At 36.0% G+C, this 17,324-nt stretch carries 16 protein-coding genes; 8 read left to right on the plus strand and 8 right to left on the minus strand.

What is annotated here, in order from left to right; all coding sequences use genetic code 11:
• Window positions 1-14 precede the first annotated feature (14 nt).
• From nrdR to CYJ72_RS09265, 4 genes are read left to right on the plus strand one after another with little or no spacing between them, the layout of a single operon-like run.
• Window positions 15-494 carry a transcriptional regulator NrdR gene (gene nrdR, locus CYJ72_RS09250; RefSeq protein ID WP_284629511.1) on the plus strand — a complete coding sequence of 160 codons (480 nt, stop codon included), beginning with the start codon at window positions 15-17 and terminating at the stop codon, window positions 492-494.
• Entirely contained in the window at window positions 487-1,944 is a 1,458-nt protein-coding gene (locus tag CYJ72_RS09255; RefSeq protein ID WP_284629514.1) for a DnaD domain protein, read from the plus strand. Before nrdR ends, CYJ72_RS09255 begins: the two co-directional genes overlap by 8 nt.
• On the plus strand, window positions 1,944-2,876 hold the full coding sequence (gene dnaI / locus CYJ72_RS09260) for a primosomal protein DnaI (RefSeq protein WP_284629516.1): 933 nt from the start codon (window positions 1,944-1,946) through the stop codon (window positions 2,874-2,876). Before CYJ72_RS09255 ends, dnaI begins: the two co-directional genes overlap by 1 nt.
• A gap of 4 nt (window positions 2,877-2,880) precedes the next feature.
• On the plus strand, window positions 2,881-3,078 hold the full coding sequence (locus tag CYJ72_RS09265) for a hypothetical protein (RefSeq protein ID WP_066125998.1): 198 nt from the start codon (window positions 2,881-2,883) through the stop codon (window positions 3,076-3,078).
• A 415-nt stretch (window positions 3,079-3,493) separates the two neighbouring features.
• On the opposite strand, the gene tnpA is transcribed toward CYJ72_RS09265, so the two are convergent.
• Window positions 3,494-3,934, minus strand: a complete 441-nt coding sequence (gene tnpA / locus CYJ72_RS09270; RefSeq protein WP_431606509.1) for an IS200/IS605 family transposase — start codon at window positions 3,932-3,934, stop codon at window positions 3,494-3,496.
• Between the two features lie 81 nt (window positions 3,935-4,015).
• Here tnpA and CYJ72_RS09275 point away from each other — a divergent pair, with 81 nt between their 5' ends.
• Complete coding sequence (locus CYJ72_RS09275; RefSeq protein ID WP_284629520.1) at window positions 4,016-5,158, plus strand: RNA-guided endonuclease TnpB family protein; 1,143 nt, start codon at window positions 4,016-4,018, stop codon at window positions 5,156-5,158.
• A gap of 108 nt (window positions 5,159-5,266) precedes the next feature.
• Here CYJ72_RS09275 and CYJ72_RS09280 read toward each other — a convergent pair whose 3' ends face one another.
• The gene (locus CYJ72_RS09280; RefSeq protein ID WP_101813557.1) at window positions 5,267-5,569 is read right to left on the minus strand and encodes a hypothetical protein; all 303 of its coding nucleotides are present in this window, start codon (window positions 5,567-5,569) and stop codon (window positions 5,267-5,269) included.
• A gap of 851 nt (window positions 5,570-6,420) precedes the next feature.
• Here CYJ72_RS09280 and pulA point away from each other — a divergent pair.
• Window positions 6,421-8,364 (plus strand): type I pullulanase, encoded by a 1,944-nt coding sequence (gene pulA / locus CYJ72_RS09285; protein WP_284629523.1) that lies wholly within the window; start codon window positions 6,421-6,423, stop codon window positions 8,362-8,364.
• 274 nt (window positions 8,365-8,638) lie between these two features.
• Here the strand turns inward: pulA and tnpC are convergent, their stop codons facing one another.
• The 6 genes from tnpC to CYJ72_RS09315 all read right to left on the minus strand — a co-directional run bounded on the left by tnpC (window position 8,639) and on the right by CYJ72_RS09315 (window position 14,688).
• Complete coding sequence (gene tnpC, locus CYJ72_RS09290; RefSeq protein WP_284629525.1) at window positions 8,639-10,180, minus strand: IS66 family transposase; 1,542 nt, start codon at window positions 10,178-10,180, stop codon at window positions 8,639-8,641.
• Window positions 10,181-10,248: 68 nt separating this feature from the next.
• On the minus strand, window positions 10,249-10,599 hold the full coding sequence (gene tnpB, locus CYJ72_RS09295) for an IS66 family insertion sequence element accessory protein TnpB (protein ID WP_084801928.1): 351 nt from the start codon (window positions 10,597-10,599) through the stop codon (window positions 10,249-10,251).
• Between the two features lie 104 nt (window positions 10,600-10,703).
• Entirely contained in the window at window positions 10,704-11,486 is a 783-nt protein-coding gene (locus tag CYJ72_RS09300; RefSeq protein WP_284629527.1) for an acyltransferase, read from the minus strand.
• A 165-nt stretch (window positions 11,487-11,651) separates the two neighbouring features.
• Window positions 11,652-12,545 carry an IS3 family transposase gene (locus tag CYJ72_RS09305; RefSeq protein WP_284629529.1) on the minus strand — a complete coding sequence of 298 codons (894 nt, stop codon included), beginning with the start codon at window positions 12,543-12,545 and terminating at the stop codon, window positions 11,652-11,654.
• Window positions 12,542-13,087 (minus strand): helix-turn-helix domain-containing protein, encoded by a 546-nt coding sequence (locus CYJ72_RS09310; RefSeq protein WP_284629530.1) that lies wholly within the window; start codon window positions 13,085-13,087, stop codon window positions 12,542-12,544. The genes CYJ72_RS09305 and CYJ72_RS09310 overlap by 4 nt, the downstream gene beginning before the upstream one ends.
• Before the next feature lie 362 nt (window positions 13,088-13,449).
• Complete coding sequence (locus tag CYJ72_RS09315) at window positions 13,450-14,688, minus strand: IS256 family transposase (protein ID WP_284629532.1); 1,239 nt, start codon at window positions 14,686-14,688, stop codon at window positions 13,450-13,452.
• A gap of 174 nt (window positions 14,689-14,862) precedes the next feature.
• On the opposite strand from CYJ72_RS09315, the gene CYJ72_RS09320 reads away from it, so the two are divergent.
• Together CYJ72_RS09320 and CYJ72_RS09325 are read left to right on the plus strand one after the other, a co-directional pair.
• On the plus strand, window positions 14,863-16,173 hold the full coding sequence (locus CYJ72_RS09320) for a hypothetical protein (protein WP_284629534.1): 1,311 nt from the start codon (window positions 14,863-14,865) through the stop codon (window positions 16,171-16,173).
• A gap of 80 nt (window positions 16,174-16,253) precedes the next feature.
• Window positions 16,254-17,069, plus strand: a complete 816-nt coding sequence (locus tag CYJ72_RS09325) for an LCP family protein (protein WP_284629536.1) — start codon at window positions 16,254-16,256, stop codon at window positions 17,067-17,069.
• Window positions 17,070-17,324 lie beyond the last annotated feature (255 nt).

A 17,324-nucleotide genomic window follows, 5' to 3' on the forward strand; every position in this document is an offset into this window, starting at 1 on the left:
GAGGAGCGCTTTTTATGCTATGTCCAAAATGTCAAAGTTCACAAACAAAAGTCATTGATTCACGTTCTGTCGATGATGATACTTCGATTCGCCGTCGTCGTGAGTGTTTAAATTGTGGGTACCGTTTTAATACTTATGAACGAGTGGAACGCACCCCTTTACTTGTAGTCAAACGGGATGGGACTCGTGAAGAATTTAGCCGCGAAAAATTATTAAGAGGGATTATTCGTTCCGCAGAAAAACGTCCGATAACGAGAGAACAAATGGAACGTTTAGCCTCCGATGTCGAAAATGATATCCGTAATTATACTGACACGGAGATTCCAAGCGAACAAATCGGTGAATATGTGATGCCTCGTCTGTTAGAATTAGATGAAGTCAGTTACATCCGTTTTGCGAGTGTTTACCGTCAATTTCAATCACGCGAAATGTTTATGAAAGAATTGGAAAGCATGATGAAATCACGAAGTGAAGTGCAAGAGAGCGATGAGTGAATTAAAAAGTCCAATCCAACCCTTTATCGTGAGACATAAAGGAGCCCTGTCGGCCATCCAAATGCAAAGCCTAGTGCAATTGTATCAACCGATTATCGGGATGGATGCCGTCAATTTTTATTTATTATTATTCCAACAGCCGGTCAATGAACAAAAGATTTCAACGCAAAAAGTTCATTCGAGTTTATTTCCTTATATCGCGGGTTCGTTAGGGAAAATCGATGATGCGCGCCTCCATTTAGAAGCAGTCGGCTTAATTGAGACCTTTAAACAAACGGGTGAAGGGATTTTATATCCTACGTTGCTCTATGATATGCAATACCCATTATTAATTAAAGACTTTTTAGACAATCCTTTATTAAGTAACGCCTTGATCAATCAATTAGGCGATGTGGAATTTTTTGAAGTAGTGCGCCAATGGGAAGTTGCTCCTATCGAAATGGCTGAATACGAAGAAGTGACCGTCTCCTTTGAAACGATCATGACGCCAATCCATAATGATTATCAAGCGCAAGCTTATGAAGCTAAAAATGGTTATAATCTGCAACACCATGATCAAAAGCCACCCTCTATCTCGGTGGTGGATGATTTTGACTATATGCAAGTAATGCGCAAATTAATTAGGGCGGGGATTGATCATCAAGTTTTAGGGCCAAGGGTAAAGCAAGAAACATTGGCGATTCATAAAGTATATGGCTTTGATGAAGAACAGATTAGTCAGTTATTATTAGAAAGCTATGATAGTGAGTTACCGGCTATTCAATATCAAGAGTTAAAATTAGCTGCTCAACGGATGAGCGAAAAGAATAAACATCAAACAACCAATGTTCCACCCGCTTCGTCACAGCCAACAAAAGAGATTGTTAAAAAAACGACCATCCAAACATTAAAAGAGCAGTATCCTCATTTTTCAGAAGCTGATTTAGAAATCATGGCTCTGTGTGAAGAAGTATCACCCGAAGTATTGTTAACACAAATTAAGCAATCAAAAAATGGTTTTGTCTCTAGTAATGAGATCCAGTATGTTCATAATATTGCGATGCGCTCGCAGTTACCAAAGAGTGTGCAAACATTCTTAGTCTATTATTTATTAATGATTGAGAATCGTGCTGATTTTCAAAAAGGTGAAAGTGAACGGATTGCTAACTTATGGCAACAAGAACAGCTAACCACAGTGGCGAAAGCAATGACCTTTGTTCATCAAAAAGCCAAAGATCGTATGATGAAGCAAAAACAATATGAAAACCGTCAAAATCATAATAAATCATATCAAAGCTATCAACGTCAAAAGAAAACGGAGCGCCAGCCTTATTGGGCACAACAGAATCAAGAAAGTCAAAAAAATCAATCGGATACTCAGCCGACCGATACGCCAGCGGTTGAACAACCATCGGAAGTTGATTTACGTAGTCAATTAGGTCAAATATTTGAGAGAGGACGGGATGAATAATGAAAACCATTCAAGAAATATTAAAAAACTTCTTAAACGAACCGCATTTTAATGAAACATATAAAAAAACAGTGAGTCATATTTTAAATCATCCAGCGGTACAAGAGTTTGTTCATTTACATAATGAGTCCGTGTCTCAAGAAATGATTCAAAATTCGCTTTCCAAACTGAATGAGTTTGTCTTAGAATATGATGCTTATCAAGCAGGTAAGCCGGGGAAAAACCCAGGTTATACCCCCATCTTATTTATCAATCAAAATTATATTGACATCGCTTATCAACCAACACCTGAATTTTTACGGATGCAAGAAGAACGCAAAATGCGCTCATACATTGATAACCGTATGATGAGTCGGGATGTGCGTGATGCTAAGATTGATGATGTAAACTTGGATTCTGCTTCGAGAAAACAGTTAATGTCTGAAGTGGTTTCGTTTGTGAGACAATATAAAGAAAATCCTTATCAAGCCCAAGGTTTATATATTGCCGGACCTTTCGGGATAGGGAAGACATTTATTTTAGGGGCATTAGGGAATGAATTAGCCCGTCTAGGCATTAAAGTGATGATGTTACATTATCCAACCTTTGCGACTGAGATTAAAGAAGCAATTACCTCCAATCAGGTGCAATCGATTATTGATGATGTCAAGAAACCCCAAATCTTAATGTTAGATGATATTGGTGCAGAAAGTAATTCAGCTTGGTTACGCGATGATGTGTTAAGTGTCATCTTAGAATACCGTATGAAAGAGAAATTACCGACTTTCTTTACGTCCAATTTCTCAATGGATGAATTAGTCTACCATTTACAAGAAACCCGTGATGCAACGGAGAATATTAAGGCAGCACGAATTATGGAGCGGGTGAAATTCTTATCACACGAAGTCAGATTAGATGGCGAGAATTTACGCCAAAAAGAAAGAGGGCATTAAGTCGATGAAATTTGATCCACAAGACCAACAAGATTTTTTAAGAATTATTAAAAGTCTTTTGTTCACCAGTATATTCGTCCAAATAGTCATTTTAGGCGTCTATGTCTTTGGTGAAAAACAATTAACCTTAGCCTTTCCTATGTTATTAGGTATTTTTGTCACCATCGTGGCATTGGTTTATAGCTTTGGCTTAAGGGACTAAATGAATATAAAACGAATAGCGTGGGCTAGAAGGAAACCAAATGATTGGTAACTTTCTAGTCCACGCTATTTTATGAATGATGATAAATGGACAAGATTTGCGAGGGCAAAAATACAAATTGTTAGTTTAACGCTATTTAGCGACGATAATTATTATATGTTTTTGTAAATATCGCCTCGATTATTGATATCGATAATGTGAATATTACCGTTAGTATGAGTGTGGGTGAAAATGACCCGGTAATCGCCAATACGTAGTCTAAAACCATTATAGCCTTTTAGTTTTTTTACATCGCCTAAAGGTAATAAACTGATGGCAGTTAAAATTCTATTAGCATGATTCTTGGGAAGTCTTTTAATGAATTTTATTTAAAGTCGCCCCTTGAGAAAACCGTGTAATTCACTACATGGATGAATCAAGTTCTAGGGCGACTGTCATTGTATTCTGTTAATTGATTTTCAATATATTTTTTAACAGTTTCTTTAGACATACTACCTACTGTTGACATGAAATAACTAGGTGTCCATAAATGGCCACCCCATAACATTGCCTTTGTTTCTGGATAAGCTTTGAACCATAGACGGGCAGATTTCCCTTTAAGTGTCTTGACGATACTACTTGCAGCATGTTTTGGGTTGAACGAAATCAACATATGGATATGGTCAGGCATAACTTGCAGCGATTGGATGACAATATCGTGTTCATCACAAATGTGGGTCAACATATCTTGCATGGCGTTTTGTTTTTCAATGGTTGTAAATATTTCTTTACGATACTTTGTTACCCAAACCAAATGGAAATTAAAATCATAGACATTTGTCCTTGTTTTTACCATCATACGTAAACACCTCTTTATTTACATTATAACAATTGATATCGCTATAAACAAGTGTCATATGTATGGTATAATATATCTATAAAAACAAGGGGTGAAAACATGTATCAAGGAATTGAGTGTAAGATCTATCCTAACGAAAAACAGCGTCAGTTAATTCATATGACCTTTGGTCATACCCGGTTCATCTGGAACGAAATGTTGGCCATGTTGAATGCGCGGTATGAAAACAATCCTGACCTTCAGATGCTGTCTTATAATGCATTATCCGCTCTTATTCCGCAAATGAAGAAGGAATATCCCTGGTTGCGTGAAGTTGATAGCGTAGCTGTTCAATGTAGTGTTAAACGCTTATCCGAAACTTTTGTTCGGTTTTTTAAAGGTTATTCAAAATACCCAAAATTCAAATCAAAGAAGAACACCAAACAGTCGTATTTAAGTACCATACGTGGCAACAACATTCGTTTCAATGATAATCAACGGTATATTAAATTACCCAAGTTAGGTTGGGTAAAATGTAAGTCAAGTGTGCTTCACATTGAGAATGAACGCATAAAATCTGTCACCGTTAAATATACACCTAGTGGCGACTACTATCTCTCTCTTTTGGTCACAAGCGATAATCAAGCAATGCCCAAAACAGGGAATGTAGTCGGTGTCGATTTAGGTGTAAGTGATTTAGCTATTACGTCTGATGGTCAAAAATATCAAAGTCAACGACTACATTTGTCTTATAAAAAACAATTACATTATTGGGAAAAGCGAATGGCCCGTAGACGTTTACAAGCCAAAAAGAACGGTATAGCTTTAGTGGATGCGAAAAACTACCAGCAAGCCAAGCGCCAGGTGGCCCGTATTCATCAACGTATCAAGAACATCCGTAAGGATTACATTCATAAAATCACAACCGATATGGTTAAAAGTTATGACGTTATCGTACTAGAGGACTTAAAGACGACTAATATGATGAAAAATCATCAATTAGCTCGTTCGATCGCTGGCCAATCCTGGCGGATGTTTAGAACAATCCTAGAGGCAAAGTGCGAAATGTATGATAAGACATTTGTAGCGATTAATCCGTACAAGACGTCACAAAAATGTTCCAATTGCGGATATGATAGCGGTAAAAAAGCGTTAAATATACGTCATTGGACTTGTACGAAGTGTAATATGCATCACGATAGGGATATCAACGCAGCTAAAAATATATTAAATATTGGCCTGGAACAGGCCTTAGTTAAATAGCTTAGACCGCTGTTTTGCTTTGAAATAAGCGGAACAAGTCATGAGTGTTCCTAGAAACACGCCATTTTAATGGCGTTGTAGTTCATAGCCTGTTTTGAGTAGATAATTTTAGTCATTAAAATCCATTTCTTTTAATAATTCCTGATGGGTTAAACTACCTTCGATTTTTTCTGTTTCGGTTAGTCTTTCCCATTTTTGGAGTGTTTCAATTTCCCATGGTTCAGGATCAGCTTCTGCAATCCCATCAAATAAACTAAAGTCAGTCAGTTTTTTCGAACTTAATACATATATTAATTTGATAACAGTATTAATTTCATTTTTTCCAAGATTATCTAATTCATAAAGTAATTCTAATTTTTGATCATCTAATTTATTTAGAAAAGATAAAATCTTTTTTTGTCTTTTTTCCATAAGTTCACCCCTTACCATGACGAATAAATTTGACTTAAGTTTATCATATTTCATGCTCAATAGATAGGGAGATAAAAGTAATAAAGATACTGAGAAAATATAAGTACTGATAAGGGTATCGTCATAAAAAGCATAATAAGTTTCGCCCATTTGTTGCACATAACTTTCTCACTAATAAATACGCTAACTAGATGTAGTTTACTTATTTTAGTTTGTTTTAATAATGAAGCCAGGAATGAAATCTAGGCAAAAACTATAATAATTCCAGTTGAATCTATCTATTTATCCAATAGCGTAGTGGTTGAGCGGCCTCGAACTGCGTTTTAAAGAGGTTGAGGATAAAGTTGACAAATTCAATCAAGTGATTGCTCGGTAATTAAAAGCGCAGTGGTTGAGTGGTCTCGACTATGTGGGAGTGGCTAGAGTAAGTGGAAAACATTTGACTTTCTACTTTTGTTCCACCGCCTAATGCACAATGTTTTATGTTTTGACAATTAATTAATCAAAGAAAGCCGACTAAAGACTCATTTTCGTTATCTAACTACTTGACTATCTGAAAAATTTCCGTATGATTAGACTTTGTATTCCCAATAAATCCACAAGCAAATAGCTGTTTGAAAAGGTTTAATTAATAATTAATATAAGCTTTGTGCGTGAGTGGGTTCACAAAGAATTGAAAATTACATACTATAATTAAACTGTAAGATTAATTTCAGTTTAACTGCTATGAAAATATTATGAGATGCCCATTAAATACCTTAATAGAGGCAATTATGTGCTTTTAACAAGGTCGAAATCCTGTTAAAAATCTGTTATAATAGGTGGGCGAAATAAAAAAGGATGTGTCGAGAGTGGAACGTTACAAACCGCTAGTGTTGGATGAATTCATTCCCCAACCACAAACAAAATTATATATTGAAAGTCCCGAGATTCAAGAGTTAGAAAAGTTAGCGTATGATGGGCCATTAGGTGCTTTATATACTAAAGAAAAAACCGCCTTTCATTTATGGGCGCCTACTGTAATGGCAGTAAATTTAATTGTTTATGAAGATAACTATGCACCAGCTAAGAAAATTATTCCAATGATGTTGAATGATGAGTTACATATTTGGCAAACAGAAGTTGAAGGCGATTGTCATGGTTTAACTTATCGTTATGAATTATTCTATACCGATGGGACAAGTCGTCGTTCAGTGGATCCTTATTCGCGCGCCGTTACTGTCAATGGAAAACGTTCGGTCGTCGTTGATTTACCACGTACTAACCCTGAAAATTGGGGCGAACGCATGGAGCCATTTTCTGCACCAACGGATGCGATTATTTATGAAGCCAATATTCGTGATTTTTCAATGGATGTCAACAGTGGCATTAAAAATAAAGGTAAATATCTCGGTGTTATTGAAGAAGGGACTAGAAACCCATTAGGTTCAAAAACAGGTCTCGATTATTTAAAAGAATTAGGGATTACCCATGTGGAGTTTTTACCGATGTTTGACTTTGCGACGGTTGATGAGACAGGTGAAGTGCCTACAGAATATAACTGGGGCTATGATCCTTTAAATTATAATGCGCCAGAAGGAACTTACTCAACGAATGCTTATGATCCACTATTACGTATTACTGAGATGAAGCAAATGATCCAAGGCCTACATGATGCGGGTATTCGTGTCATTATGGACGTGGTTTATAATCATGTTTACGAAGTAGATAATCATAGTTTAAATCGTACCGTACCAGGTTATTATTTCCGTACGACGCATGAAGGTTATTTATCAAACGGCACTGGAGTTGGAAATGATACTGCCTCTGAACGTAAGATGATGCGTAAATATATCTTGGATAGTGTGACTTATTGGGCTAAAGAATTCCATTTAGATGGGTTCCGTTTTGACTTAATGGGCATTCATGATATCGAAACGATGAACGCAGTCCGTAAAGCCTTAGACGAAATTGACCCATCGATTATGGTCTTTGGTGAAGGTTGGGACTTAATGACCGAATTACCTTGGTACAAAAAAGCGAGTCACCATAATGCCATTGAAATGCCACGAGTTGGCCAATTCAACGATGGGATTCGTGAAGCTCTAAAAGGTAATGACTTTGACCCGCATACTAGAGGCTTTATTAATGGTGCATGGTATACTGAGAATAAATTAGCCGATAATTTTATGGCGGCTATTAGTACTGGTCAATATTCTGAGCCAGGACAAGTTATTCAATATGTGGAAGCTCATGATAACTATACCTTGTATGACCGCTTAGTGACGGCTGACCCAAATTTAGATAAAGATACGATTATTCGTCGTCATGAATTAGCGACAACAGCAGTCTTATTAAGCCAAGGTGTTCCTTTTATCCATGCTGGACAAGAATTTTTAAGAACTAAATTTGGTGTGCGTGATAGTTATAACAGTGCTGATCAAATCAATAAGATGGACTGGTTACGTCAAGAAAAATATGAACATACCGTTGTAATGGTGCGTGACTTAATTAAATTACGTAAAGCAGAGCCATTATTAAGACTGAAAACTTATGAAGAAATCGGCCGTACGATACGTATCTTACATGCCTCTTATCAACGTGTTGCCTTTGAATATCGCCAAGATAATGAACGCATAATTATTGTCTTGAATGCCCAATCAAATCCATTAAAATATGATTTAGAACAAGGCGATTATATTATGAAGTTAGTCGACGGAGAAGTCTTCTTAGATGATGACAATATGACAGGTGAAATCGATAGCTTCTTAATAGAGCCATATACAACCTTAGTGTTGAAACAGTATTTGGATTAGGATACGACAAATTAAAATGCAGCTTAAATTAAGTTAAACAGGGCATTTTAATACTCATTATAACTGTGTTTATTAACGTTACTCACATTGAGCTTAAAACCCCCAAAATGATAGATTACGTGCTATCATTTTGGGGGTTTATTTAGGAAAAAGATTATAAAATTTAAGTGACTACAAAGCACGAAATTAGTAAGCGCCCAATAGCCAAGTATATAGAAACCGGCCCCTCAACACTCTACAATAGGTGTTGAAGGGCCGGTTTCAGTCTTTTTAATTATTTCATGGCCTGACAGGCTTCCTTGACCTTCGAAGACCAAGGCAAATAAGCCTCGAGTGCTTCAAAATTTTGCACCGGAAGTTCAGGAAGCTCCTCAAGTAAATATTGAAAATAAGACGGAGGATGGATACCATTAAGCTTCGCACTCTCATAGAGACTGAGGATCCCCCCGGCCGCTTGGGCTCCTTGAATGCTTTGGCTAAACAACCAGTTCTTGCGCCCAATTACCAGTGGCTTGATTTGTCTCTCCGCTCGATTATTGCTCATCTCTAGTCGACCATTTTCAAGAAATTGACAGAAGAAAGGCTCATGTTTGAGAGCATAGGAGATGGCCATTCCCAGCTTGGTTTGAGGTAAGGCATTCAAAGTCTTGACCCAATCAAAGAACTCGTCAACTTGTCTTTGAAGGCAAGTTTGGCGCCAAGTCAAGCATTCCTCAGTTGTCAGCTCCTTCCAATTCTGTTCGAATTGGAAAAAGGAATCGCACCATTTAACCGCCTGATAAGCAGGATGATGCTTAGACACTTTAGCTGGCAGGGCTTCAAAGAATTTCCGCCTTAAATGCGCCCAACAGCCACTGACTTTAACTTTCTCCTTGCATAGGTTGACATAGGCACCATACATATCTGCATGAAGGCTGCCTTCAAAATCTGGACCCAATAGGTCAAGAATGACTTGGCGTCCTCTGCCTTCATCAAATTGATAAATAATCCCCTGTTCTGGTGTATCCTTGCCACTCATGAGAAGCCAAAAATAATTCTTCGCTTTTTGGCTCTCTAATACCCGATAGCTGGTTTCATCTGCGTGGAGAACTTCTTGTTGACGGAGCTTGTTTAAAAGTAAGTCACAGAGGTTCTGGAAATAGTATTGATAGGTGCGAATGTGCCAACCGCAAATCGTATCCCGACTTAGGGGCAGATTCATTTGTTTCCATTCCTGTTCTTGACGATAAGCGGGTAACTTCAAGCCATATTTTTGATGAATCGTTTGAGCGATCAATGATGCAGACCCCAAGCTATTGTTTAGGGGAGCTTTAGGAACGGGAGCCTTCACGATTTTGTCATTAGCCCCCTCTTTTTGAGTGCAACCCTCGCATTTATAAGAAGCTTGTTTATGAATGATTCGTTTCATATGAGCAGGAATGAAGACAAGCTCTTCACGAACAGCACTAGCACCTATCTGTTTCATAGATTCCCCACAGTCTGGACACTGGCAGTTTGAAAGTTCGTGTAGCTTTTCTTCGGCAGGGAACTGGTCGAGAATCGCCCGCTTGATCCCTTTATTCTTCTTTGCTTTACGCTTATGAGCCTTCACTTCTTGGACGATATCTTCTTCTAGTTCTAGGCTGTCTAGAGCTTCCTGCCAATCCTCGAACAGACTGGTTTGTCCAGGTTGAGGCGCCGTTTCTTTCTTGCGACCAAACTGTTGGTTCATCATCAAACGAAGCTGTTCTTTCAACCATTCAATTTCACGTTCTTGTGTTTCAATAATATCGATTAGTTGTTCAGGTGTCTGCGTCTCGATGGATTTGATGTCCATTCCCGGACCTCCCTTCTGTTCAAATATCTTTGATTATATACATTGTAAGCGATTTAATCAAGTTTTTTTCACATTGTGTAAGATCCTTCCAATGATTGAACGGATGGTTCGATCAAAAAGCCATCCATAAGCTGAATCAGTTGGTGACGGTCAATTTCCTTCAGTGACTCCTCCTGTCTAGGCCAATGAATTCGGCCAGATTCATAGCGTTTATACAGTAACCAGAAACCTTGGCCGTCCCAATAAAGAGCTTTAAAGCGGTCAAGCCTGGACCCGCAGAATAGAAAGAGATTCTTTTCAAAGGGATTTAATTGATAATCATTTTGAACGAGAGCAGCCAGAGAATCAACTCCCTTGCGTAAGTCTGTCCGACCAGTCATAATGTAATAGCGTTTAGCAGCATCGAGATTAATAATCAATCAACCACCTCCATAAGTTTTAACTTAATCATACAGGAGGTGGTTGGGCTGTGATACGTACCTGGTTATTCGGCGTTTACCGAAATTATATTAATTGTATAAGTTTAACAGAGATGTTTAACATACGGAACTTTTTTCAAAACAGCAATAATGAGGAATGATAATATAAAAATAGGAACAGCTCCGAATAGTTGAAAATATAAATCTGTAGTATCGAATAGTGAACGCTGTATAATTTCTTGAATTATAAACCAATGAATTAAGTAAATTCCTAATGTAAGGTTTCTAATCGGTTTTGTAAATTTTAGTATAAATAATTGAATTTTTTCTGATGAATACGCAAAAAAAGTAAAGATACTTGTAGCATATAAAATTGACGGAACGTTGGTATAACCTTTGAATTGATGTACAATTGTTTGTTCTTGAAAGGACAGGCGATACGTTAAAATCAAATGTAAAGCCAATCCTATGATTCCCGCATAATAGATTAATAGGCGATATTTTTTACTTATTTTGTAATGGCTGATCCAATAGCCGATGATAATAAAGATGAGATAGTTAGATATAACACCCAAGGTCCAATCTGAATGATACTTTAAGCCCAATACATTAAATAAGAGTGGGAATAAGCTATTAAATATGAAACCAGTAATTATGAGGTGCCCGAAAACAGTGCGCTTTTTGCTTCTCTCGATAGAAGCAAATAAAGGAATAGACAAATAAATCATCATAATAGCAGGAAAAAACCAATAATATGGATTAATTTGGCTATTTACCACACCTTCGAAAAATTCTGCGAAATCTAAATGAGCTATGTTAACTGTCTTTTTGGTAAAAAGATAAGCCAAAAAAGACCATACTATATATACTAAATATAGTGACCCCAAAAAGTTAGACTAAATTTTATGAAGAGTTACTCTTGTTGGGTAGCTCTTTTTCATTGTGCTTAATTTGTTGCTTCCGACCTTAAGCCACCATCCTCATCAGACATTGAAGCGTGTCAAGAGGAAGAGCGAAGCGGCTCTTGATTCGCTTCGATGGCTGTGAGACACTTAGGCGCTTAAGGAAGCATAATGCTTCTTATATTCCACAGGACTCAGGTACCCAAGTTTTTCCTTAATTCGATCTTCATTGTAGTATCTTATATAGTTGTGGATTGCTTGTTCTAACGCTTCATAACTATGATACACATTCCCGTAATACATTTCTTGCTTCATGATGCCAAAGAAGTTTTCTGCCGGTGCATTATCTAGGCAGTTCCCCTTGCGTGACATACTCTGAAAGTTTTTATTATCTTTCAATAATTCCTGATATTCATTCATTTGATAGGCCCAAACTTGATCTGAGTGAAAAGTACGTCGATATTCACAGTCACTTGTTGCCTCGACTGCTTCTTTAAATGCTGCCATCATAGATGTTTTGTTTGGTTGAGCTGAAATTTTATAGCTCACAACTTCCATATTGAATAAATCAATAAATGGATCCAAATATAACTTTCTCAGTTGAAATTGTCCTGAATCATCCGCTTCATAATATCTAAATTCACTCGTATCGGTGACAATTTTCTGATGAGGAATTGTGCTGGTAAATCTGCGTTTTAAGCGATTAGGTGCGGTTTTTCCAATATCTCCTTTATAAGAGTTGTATTTGCGTGATTTACGAGTAAAGGATGTTACTTGTAACTTCAAGCTCTTCATCAGTCGCTGTACTTTATTTTTGCCGATTTGATGACCACGTCGCCGTAATTCAGCACAAACACGACGATAACCATAGTCTTTATGTATCTTGCGAATATCAAGTATTTCATTTTTTAAATCTTTATCTTTGTTCGGTTGATTCATTCGGTTGAGATGATAATGATAAGTAGCCTTAGGAAAATCAAGCACCTTTAAAATAATAGCCAATGTATACGTTGTTTGTTCATGGAGATTACGGATGACAATCACTGTTTGTTGTCTGGTTGCCGCTTGTCTGCTTCCCGCAATCTCCTCAATTCTTTTAAAAATTTGTTCTCAATATCTAGCTGTGTAATGCGTGCCTCTTGTTCTTCAATGATTTTCTTTAACGCGTCGTTTTCGTTCTCCAGAGATACTGAATTTTGTTTAGGTTGATATTTCTTTTGTTTTGACATGGTTGGTGGCCTCCCTAGTGATTTAGATAAGCCATCGATACCCTCTCTCTTGAATGTCCGTAACCAATTGGCAATCAAACTTGGATTATTTATACCAAATTGTTTCCCGACTTCGCGATAGCTTAACGTTGTATTCACGTATAATTCTATCGCATTTAACTTCATTTCGACAGTATAATGACGCTTACTCGTTTTTACGTGAAGTCCATCTATGCCAAAATCCTGGTAGTTGTGGATCCATCGTTTAATATCAGATTTGCCTATTTGATATTTCTCTGCAAGTTGTTTGTAGCTTCCAGCCCCTGCTTCATAGTCTGCAACAACTTGAAGCTTAATCTCTAGATTATATTTGCTCATAAATTAACCCCCAAAAAGTTAGATTTTTGGTCTAACTTTTTGGGGGCAGCTCAAAACCCACTTTTTGAAATCTTCTTTTAAAAAATACTTTTGTAGAATAACGTTCAGGGTAATCAATTAACGTAGCGCCTGAAATCATAAAAAAATGGGTACCGCAAAATAAAATACACTTTCTTGAAAGGTAGTGTCAAATATTTTGTGTAACCTGCATATTAAGATTGTAATATAATTAATAACTATTTATTGAATTTCACCTTGCCTTTTAGATGAATTATCATAACGACCAGTGAACTTGTACTTCCTCTCAACAAGATAATTCATCTAAAAGGCAAGGCCAGCAACCAAAGGGCGCTAGTTAAGCCTCACATGATACTTGAGGATTTTTCTGTTTCTCTTCTTAAGTTGAATTCATTAACCGGCCTTTTGAGATCTATCAGCAGTTGAAGTTCAAATGCAACCTTCCCAAAGCCTTTATGAATACGATTTGCGAACTTGGCATTATATTCTATGACATAACAATAGACTGTCTTTTCTAGGGACGCCTCATGTGGAAATTGTTCTTTAATTTTCGTTCGCTTCTTCAATTGCTTATTAAAGGCCTCGGATAGATTGTTTGTATAAAGTGATGGCCATATCTCTTTGGGAAAATGCATGAACGAGAAAAGGTTCTTTTTTCGTCTTAATTGTTCTACCAATTTTGGATAAGTCCCTTTCCAAGTCTGAATAAATTCATTAAGTAAGCGCGTGGCTTCTACGATACTACCAGCTTTAGGGACTTTTTTTAGCCCTTCTAATACTTCTTGACGATCTTTCACCCGTACTTTCATGGCGAAATGTCTCAGCAGATGAGTCCAACAGGTTTGATGAAGGGCCATTGGAAACTCATTGGTTAACGCTTCCGCTAAGCCTGTTAATTCGTCTGACACAAAGAGAAACACATTTTCGAGCCCTCTTTGTTTTAGGTCTTGTAGCATTTCACGATAGTGCAAGGAGGACTCTGTCGGATAGACTTGAAAATCGAGTATTTCTTTATAGCCTTGAGCATCAATTCCAATAATGGTATGGACAGCTTCTTTAGACACACTCCCACGTCTTACCGGGATAAAGGTGGCATCGCAATATAGACAAACATAGTCTTGCTTAATAGGGCGTTGTCGGTAAGCAGCTAATTCTTCTTCAAATGTTTTAGAAAGATGAGAGATAGTCGTTGGCGAATAGTGGTGACCATACATTTTTTCAATGAGGTCTGAGATATCGCGTGTTGTCACACCTTTTTGATACATTAAAATGATCATCTCTTCTAAGTGATTAGGGGCTTGTTGAAGACATTGAATCGTTTTAATATCAAACAGACCTAATCGATCTCTTGGTATTTTGAGCTGTAGCTTACCGTATTCTGTCGTTAATGTTCTGGAATAATAACCATTTCTTGAATTGCCGGTATTGTAACCTTTCACTTCCCATTTCTCATAATTAAGAAAAACTGTTCTTTCGCTTTCAAGGAGTAGGTTAATAGCTTCTTCTAAAGCTTGACGAAATATTTCATGAACCGATTCACATTGTGCTAGTGCTGTGATTAATTTTGTGTTAAAATCTTTCATGAGGGACCTCCTGTTTGTGATTGTTTTGTTGTTATTACAATCTTACAAAAAGGAGGTCTCTTTTTCCAGGGAGACTCCGAGGTTACACAAGATATTTTACGCTATGGATGTATTTTAGATAAAGATACTCTATAATATAGTTAATCGATTAATTACATTGATAAAGGAGACATTATGAAAATAAAAGAAGGTTTGCATCGATTTCAGCAAAATAAAAACATTCGATATCTTATTGAGTTATTAATAAAAACTTTTAGTTCAGAAAAATGGCTGTTATTTATTTTTCATTTTTATTATTTCAGTGTGGTTTTTGATTCAACGACACTAGTACTTGATATTCCTTACTTTAGTCTTTGTTTAAAGTTAATTCGCTACGCATGCTATTTTTATATCATTTTTTATTTACTTACTCAGATTATTCAAAACTTTTTTACTTTGAAATATGAAAAAATAAATCAGCTAATCATCTACGTGCTTTTGATTGCCTTTTTTATTCTATTATTAATTAACGCAATAATAACAGACAATAAAACGATGTTTCTCTCAATGATAATGATGATAGGTTTTAGCGGAATAAAAAAAGAAGATTTGTATCAGTGGTTCTATCAAAATCAAATCATTGCTATTGCTATTGTTACAACTTTTGCAGCATTTGGTATTGCACGGGATTTTTTTAGTTGGCGCGATGAAATTGTTAGGCATGCTTTAGGGTTTGATTATGTAACAAATTTGCCTCAAATCTTAATGTTCGCGATATTATACAAAATAGCTTTAGATCCAGCTAAAGTTAGTAAGATTCAGTTGTGTATATTTCAAATGGGAATAGTCTTTGTATATTTCCTAACAGATTCCCGAACGGAGTTTTTAATGTCAGAATTTATTATCATTTGTGCTTTAGTTTTCCCACTGCTTAAATATAATGTTATAAAGCAAATTGCTTTATTTATTGAAAAGGTATTTGTTTTTTGTTTTCCAATTTATCCGATTATGAGTATAATTTTAACTTATTTATATGGAGCCTATTCAAAAAATAATATGAGTGCATTAGGTAAAATGATGGTACGACTCAATGAGGGTTTATCAAATAGACTTTCTCAAACCTGGCTGAATTTTTTCGAAGATGGCGTAAGTTTTTACGGTTCATCTAAGCCGTTAATTGGGTATAGCGCTGCGGAATTTGATAAATATGGTGAGATTCCCTATAGCAATTTTATTGATAATGATTATATGAATATTCTTTTTACAAAAGGGATAATTATTTTTATAATAATTATGATATTTATTTATTTGACCGTAATATTTTTATATCGAAAAAATAAACATATTGATTTGTTTGTCAGTTTTATAATATTATCATTTGGTCTAATTAATCCTAGAATTTTCAGCTTTGAATACTCTTTATTTGGTATTTTTATGTTTACTGCTGTTTTAAATTTTTATTGTGAGAGTAAATATCCTCTGATTGGTAGAATGTTAAATCAGTAACAATGGATTGCAATATTTTATTGAAAAAAATTAAAATATTTGTGCTATACTAAATTTAAGAATTATAAGGAGGCATATAAATGAAGAAGTTGTTTAAAATTGTAATGCTAATGATGTCTACGTTGTTATTTGTCCCTCATATTAACGCAGAAGAAGGCAAGAAGTTGAATTTCCTTTTTGTGGGAGTGGATGCAGGATATGAAGAAGATCGTGTTGAAGAAATGGATGGTCGATTAGCAGATGCCCTAATGGTATTGACTCTTGACTCCGATTCAAACACACTAACAATTTCAACCATTCCACGAGATTCAGTAATTGATATTGTAGGTTATGGTCCAAATAAAATTAATTCTTCGTATTCATTTGGCGGAAAAGATTTAACGATTCAAACTGTTGAGTCATTACTGGGTATTCAATTTGATAATTATGTATTTTCTAACATGCCAGGATTTGTTGATATTATCAATAAACTAGGTGGCGTTACAGTAATTCCACCTATGTCGTTTAATTGGTGGGAGAAATATTTCTTTGAAGAAAAAGTTGAGCAACACTTAGATGGGGATCATGCATTAGCTTATGCGCGCGAAAGATATACAACTGGTAGTGATTATGCACGTCAAGGCAGAATGCGTGAGATGATGACTAGATTAATTAACGACTTGATTGATAAAGGTGAAATCGAATCTTATCGTGAAATGTTTGAGAATCGTTATAAATATATATTAACTGATTTTGAATTTGATCAAATTGTTGACTTATATCAAAGATTTGGCAACAAGGAACTTGAGATACACGAATTTCAATTAAATGGTACATCTCGATTGGATGATGAGTTAGGCGCAGTAGAGGAAATTGTTCCTGAATCCTTAGCAGAATTGCATAAAATAGTACAGTAATATAGACAATTTTGGGGTGGGTCAGAAGGAGAAAATCACATGTTTTTCACTTCGATAGCCCATCCCATTCGTTTTTAAATTAGCTAACTCTAAGCTGACTTTTGGTAAGATAGTGATAAGTTTTTCAATTTTTTCTTAAAGCAATATCGTTTTAACATGAACCTAAGCAAGTAAAATAATTATAGTTTGACTATATAATGGTATCAATATAATGCATATTCTCCCAATGAATCGAATGATTCCAAAGAATTTTAT

Source organism: Globicatella sanguinis, assembly GCF_002847845.2.
GTDB classification, from domain to species: Bacteria; Bacillota; Bacilli; order Lactobacillales; family Aerococcaceae; genus Globicatella; species Globicatella sanguinis.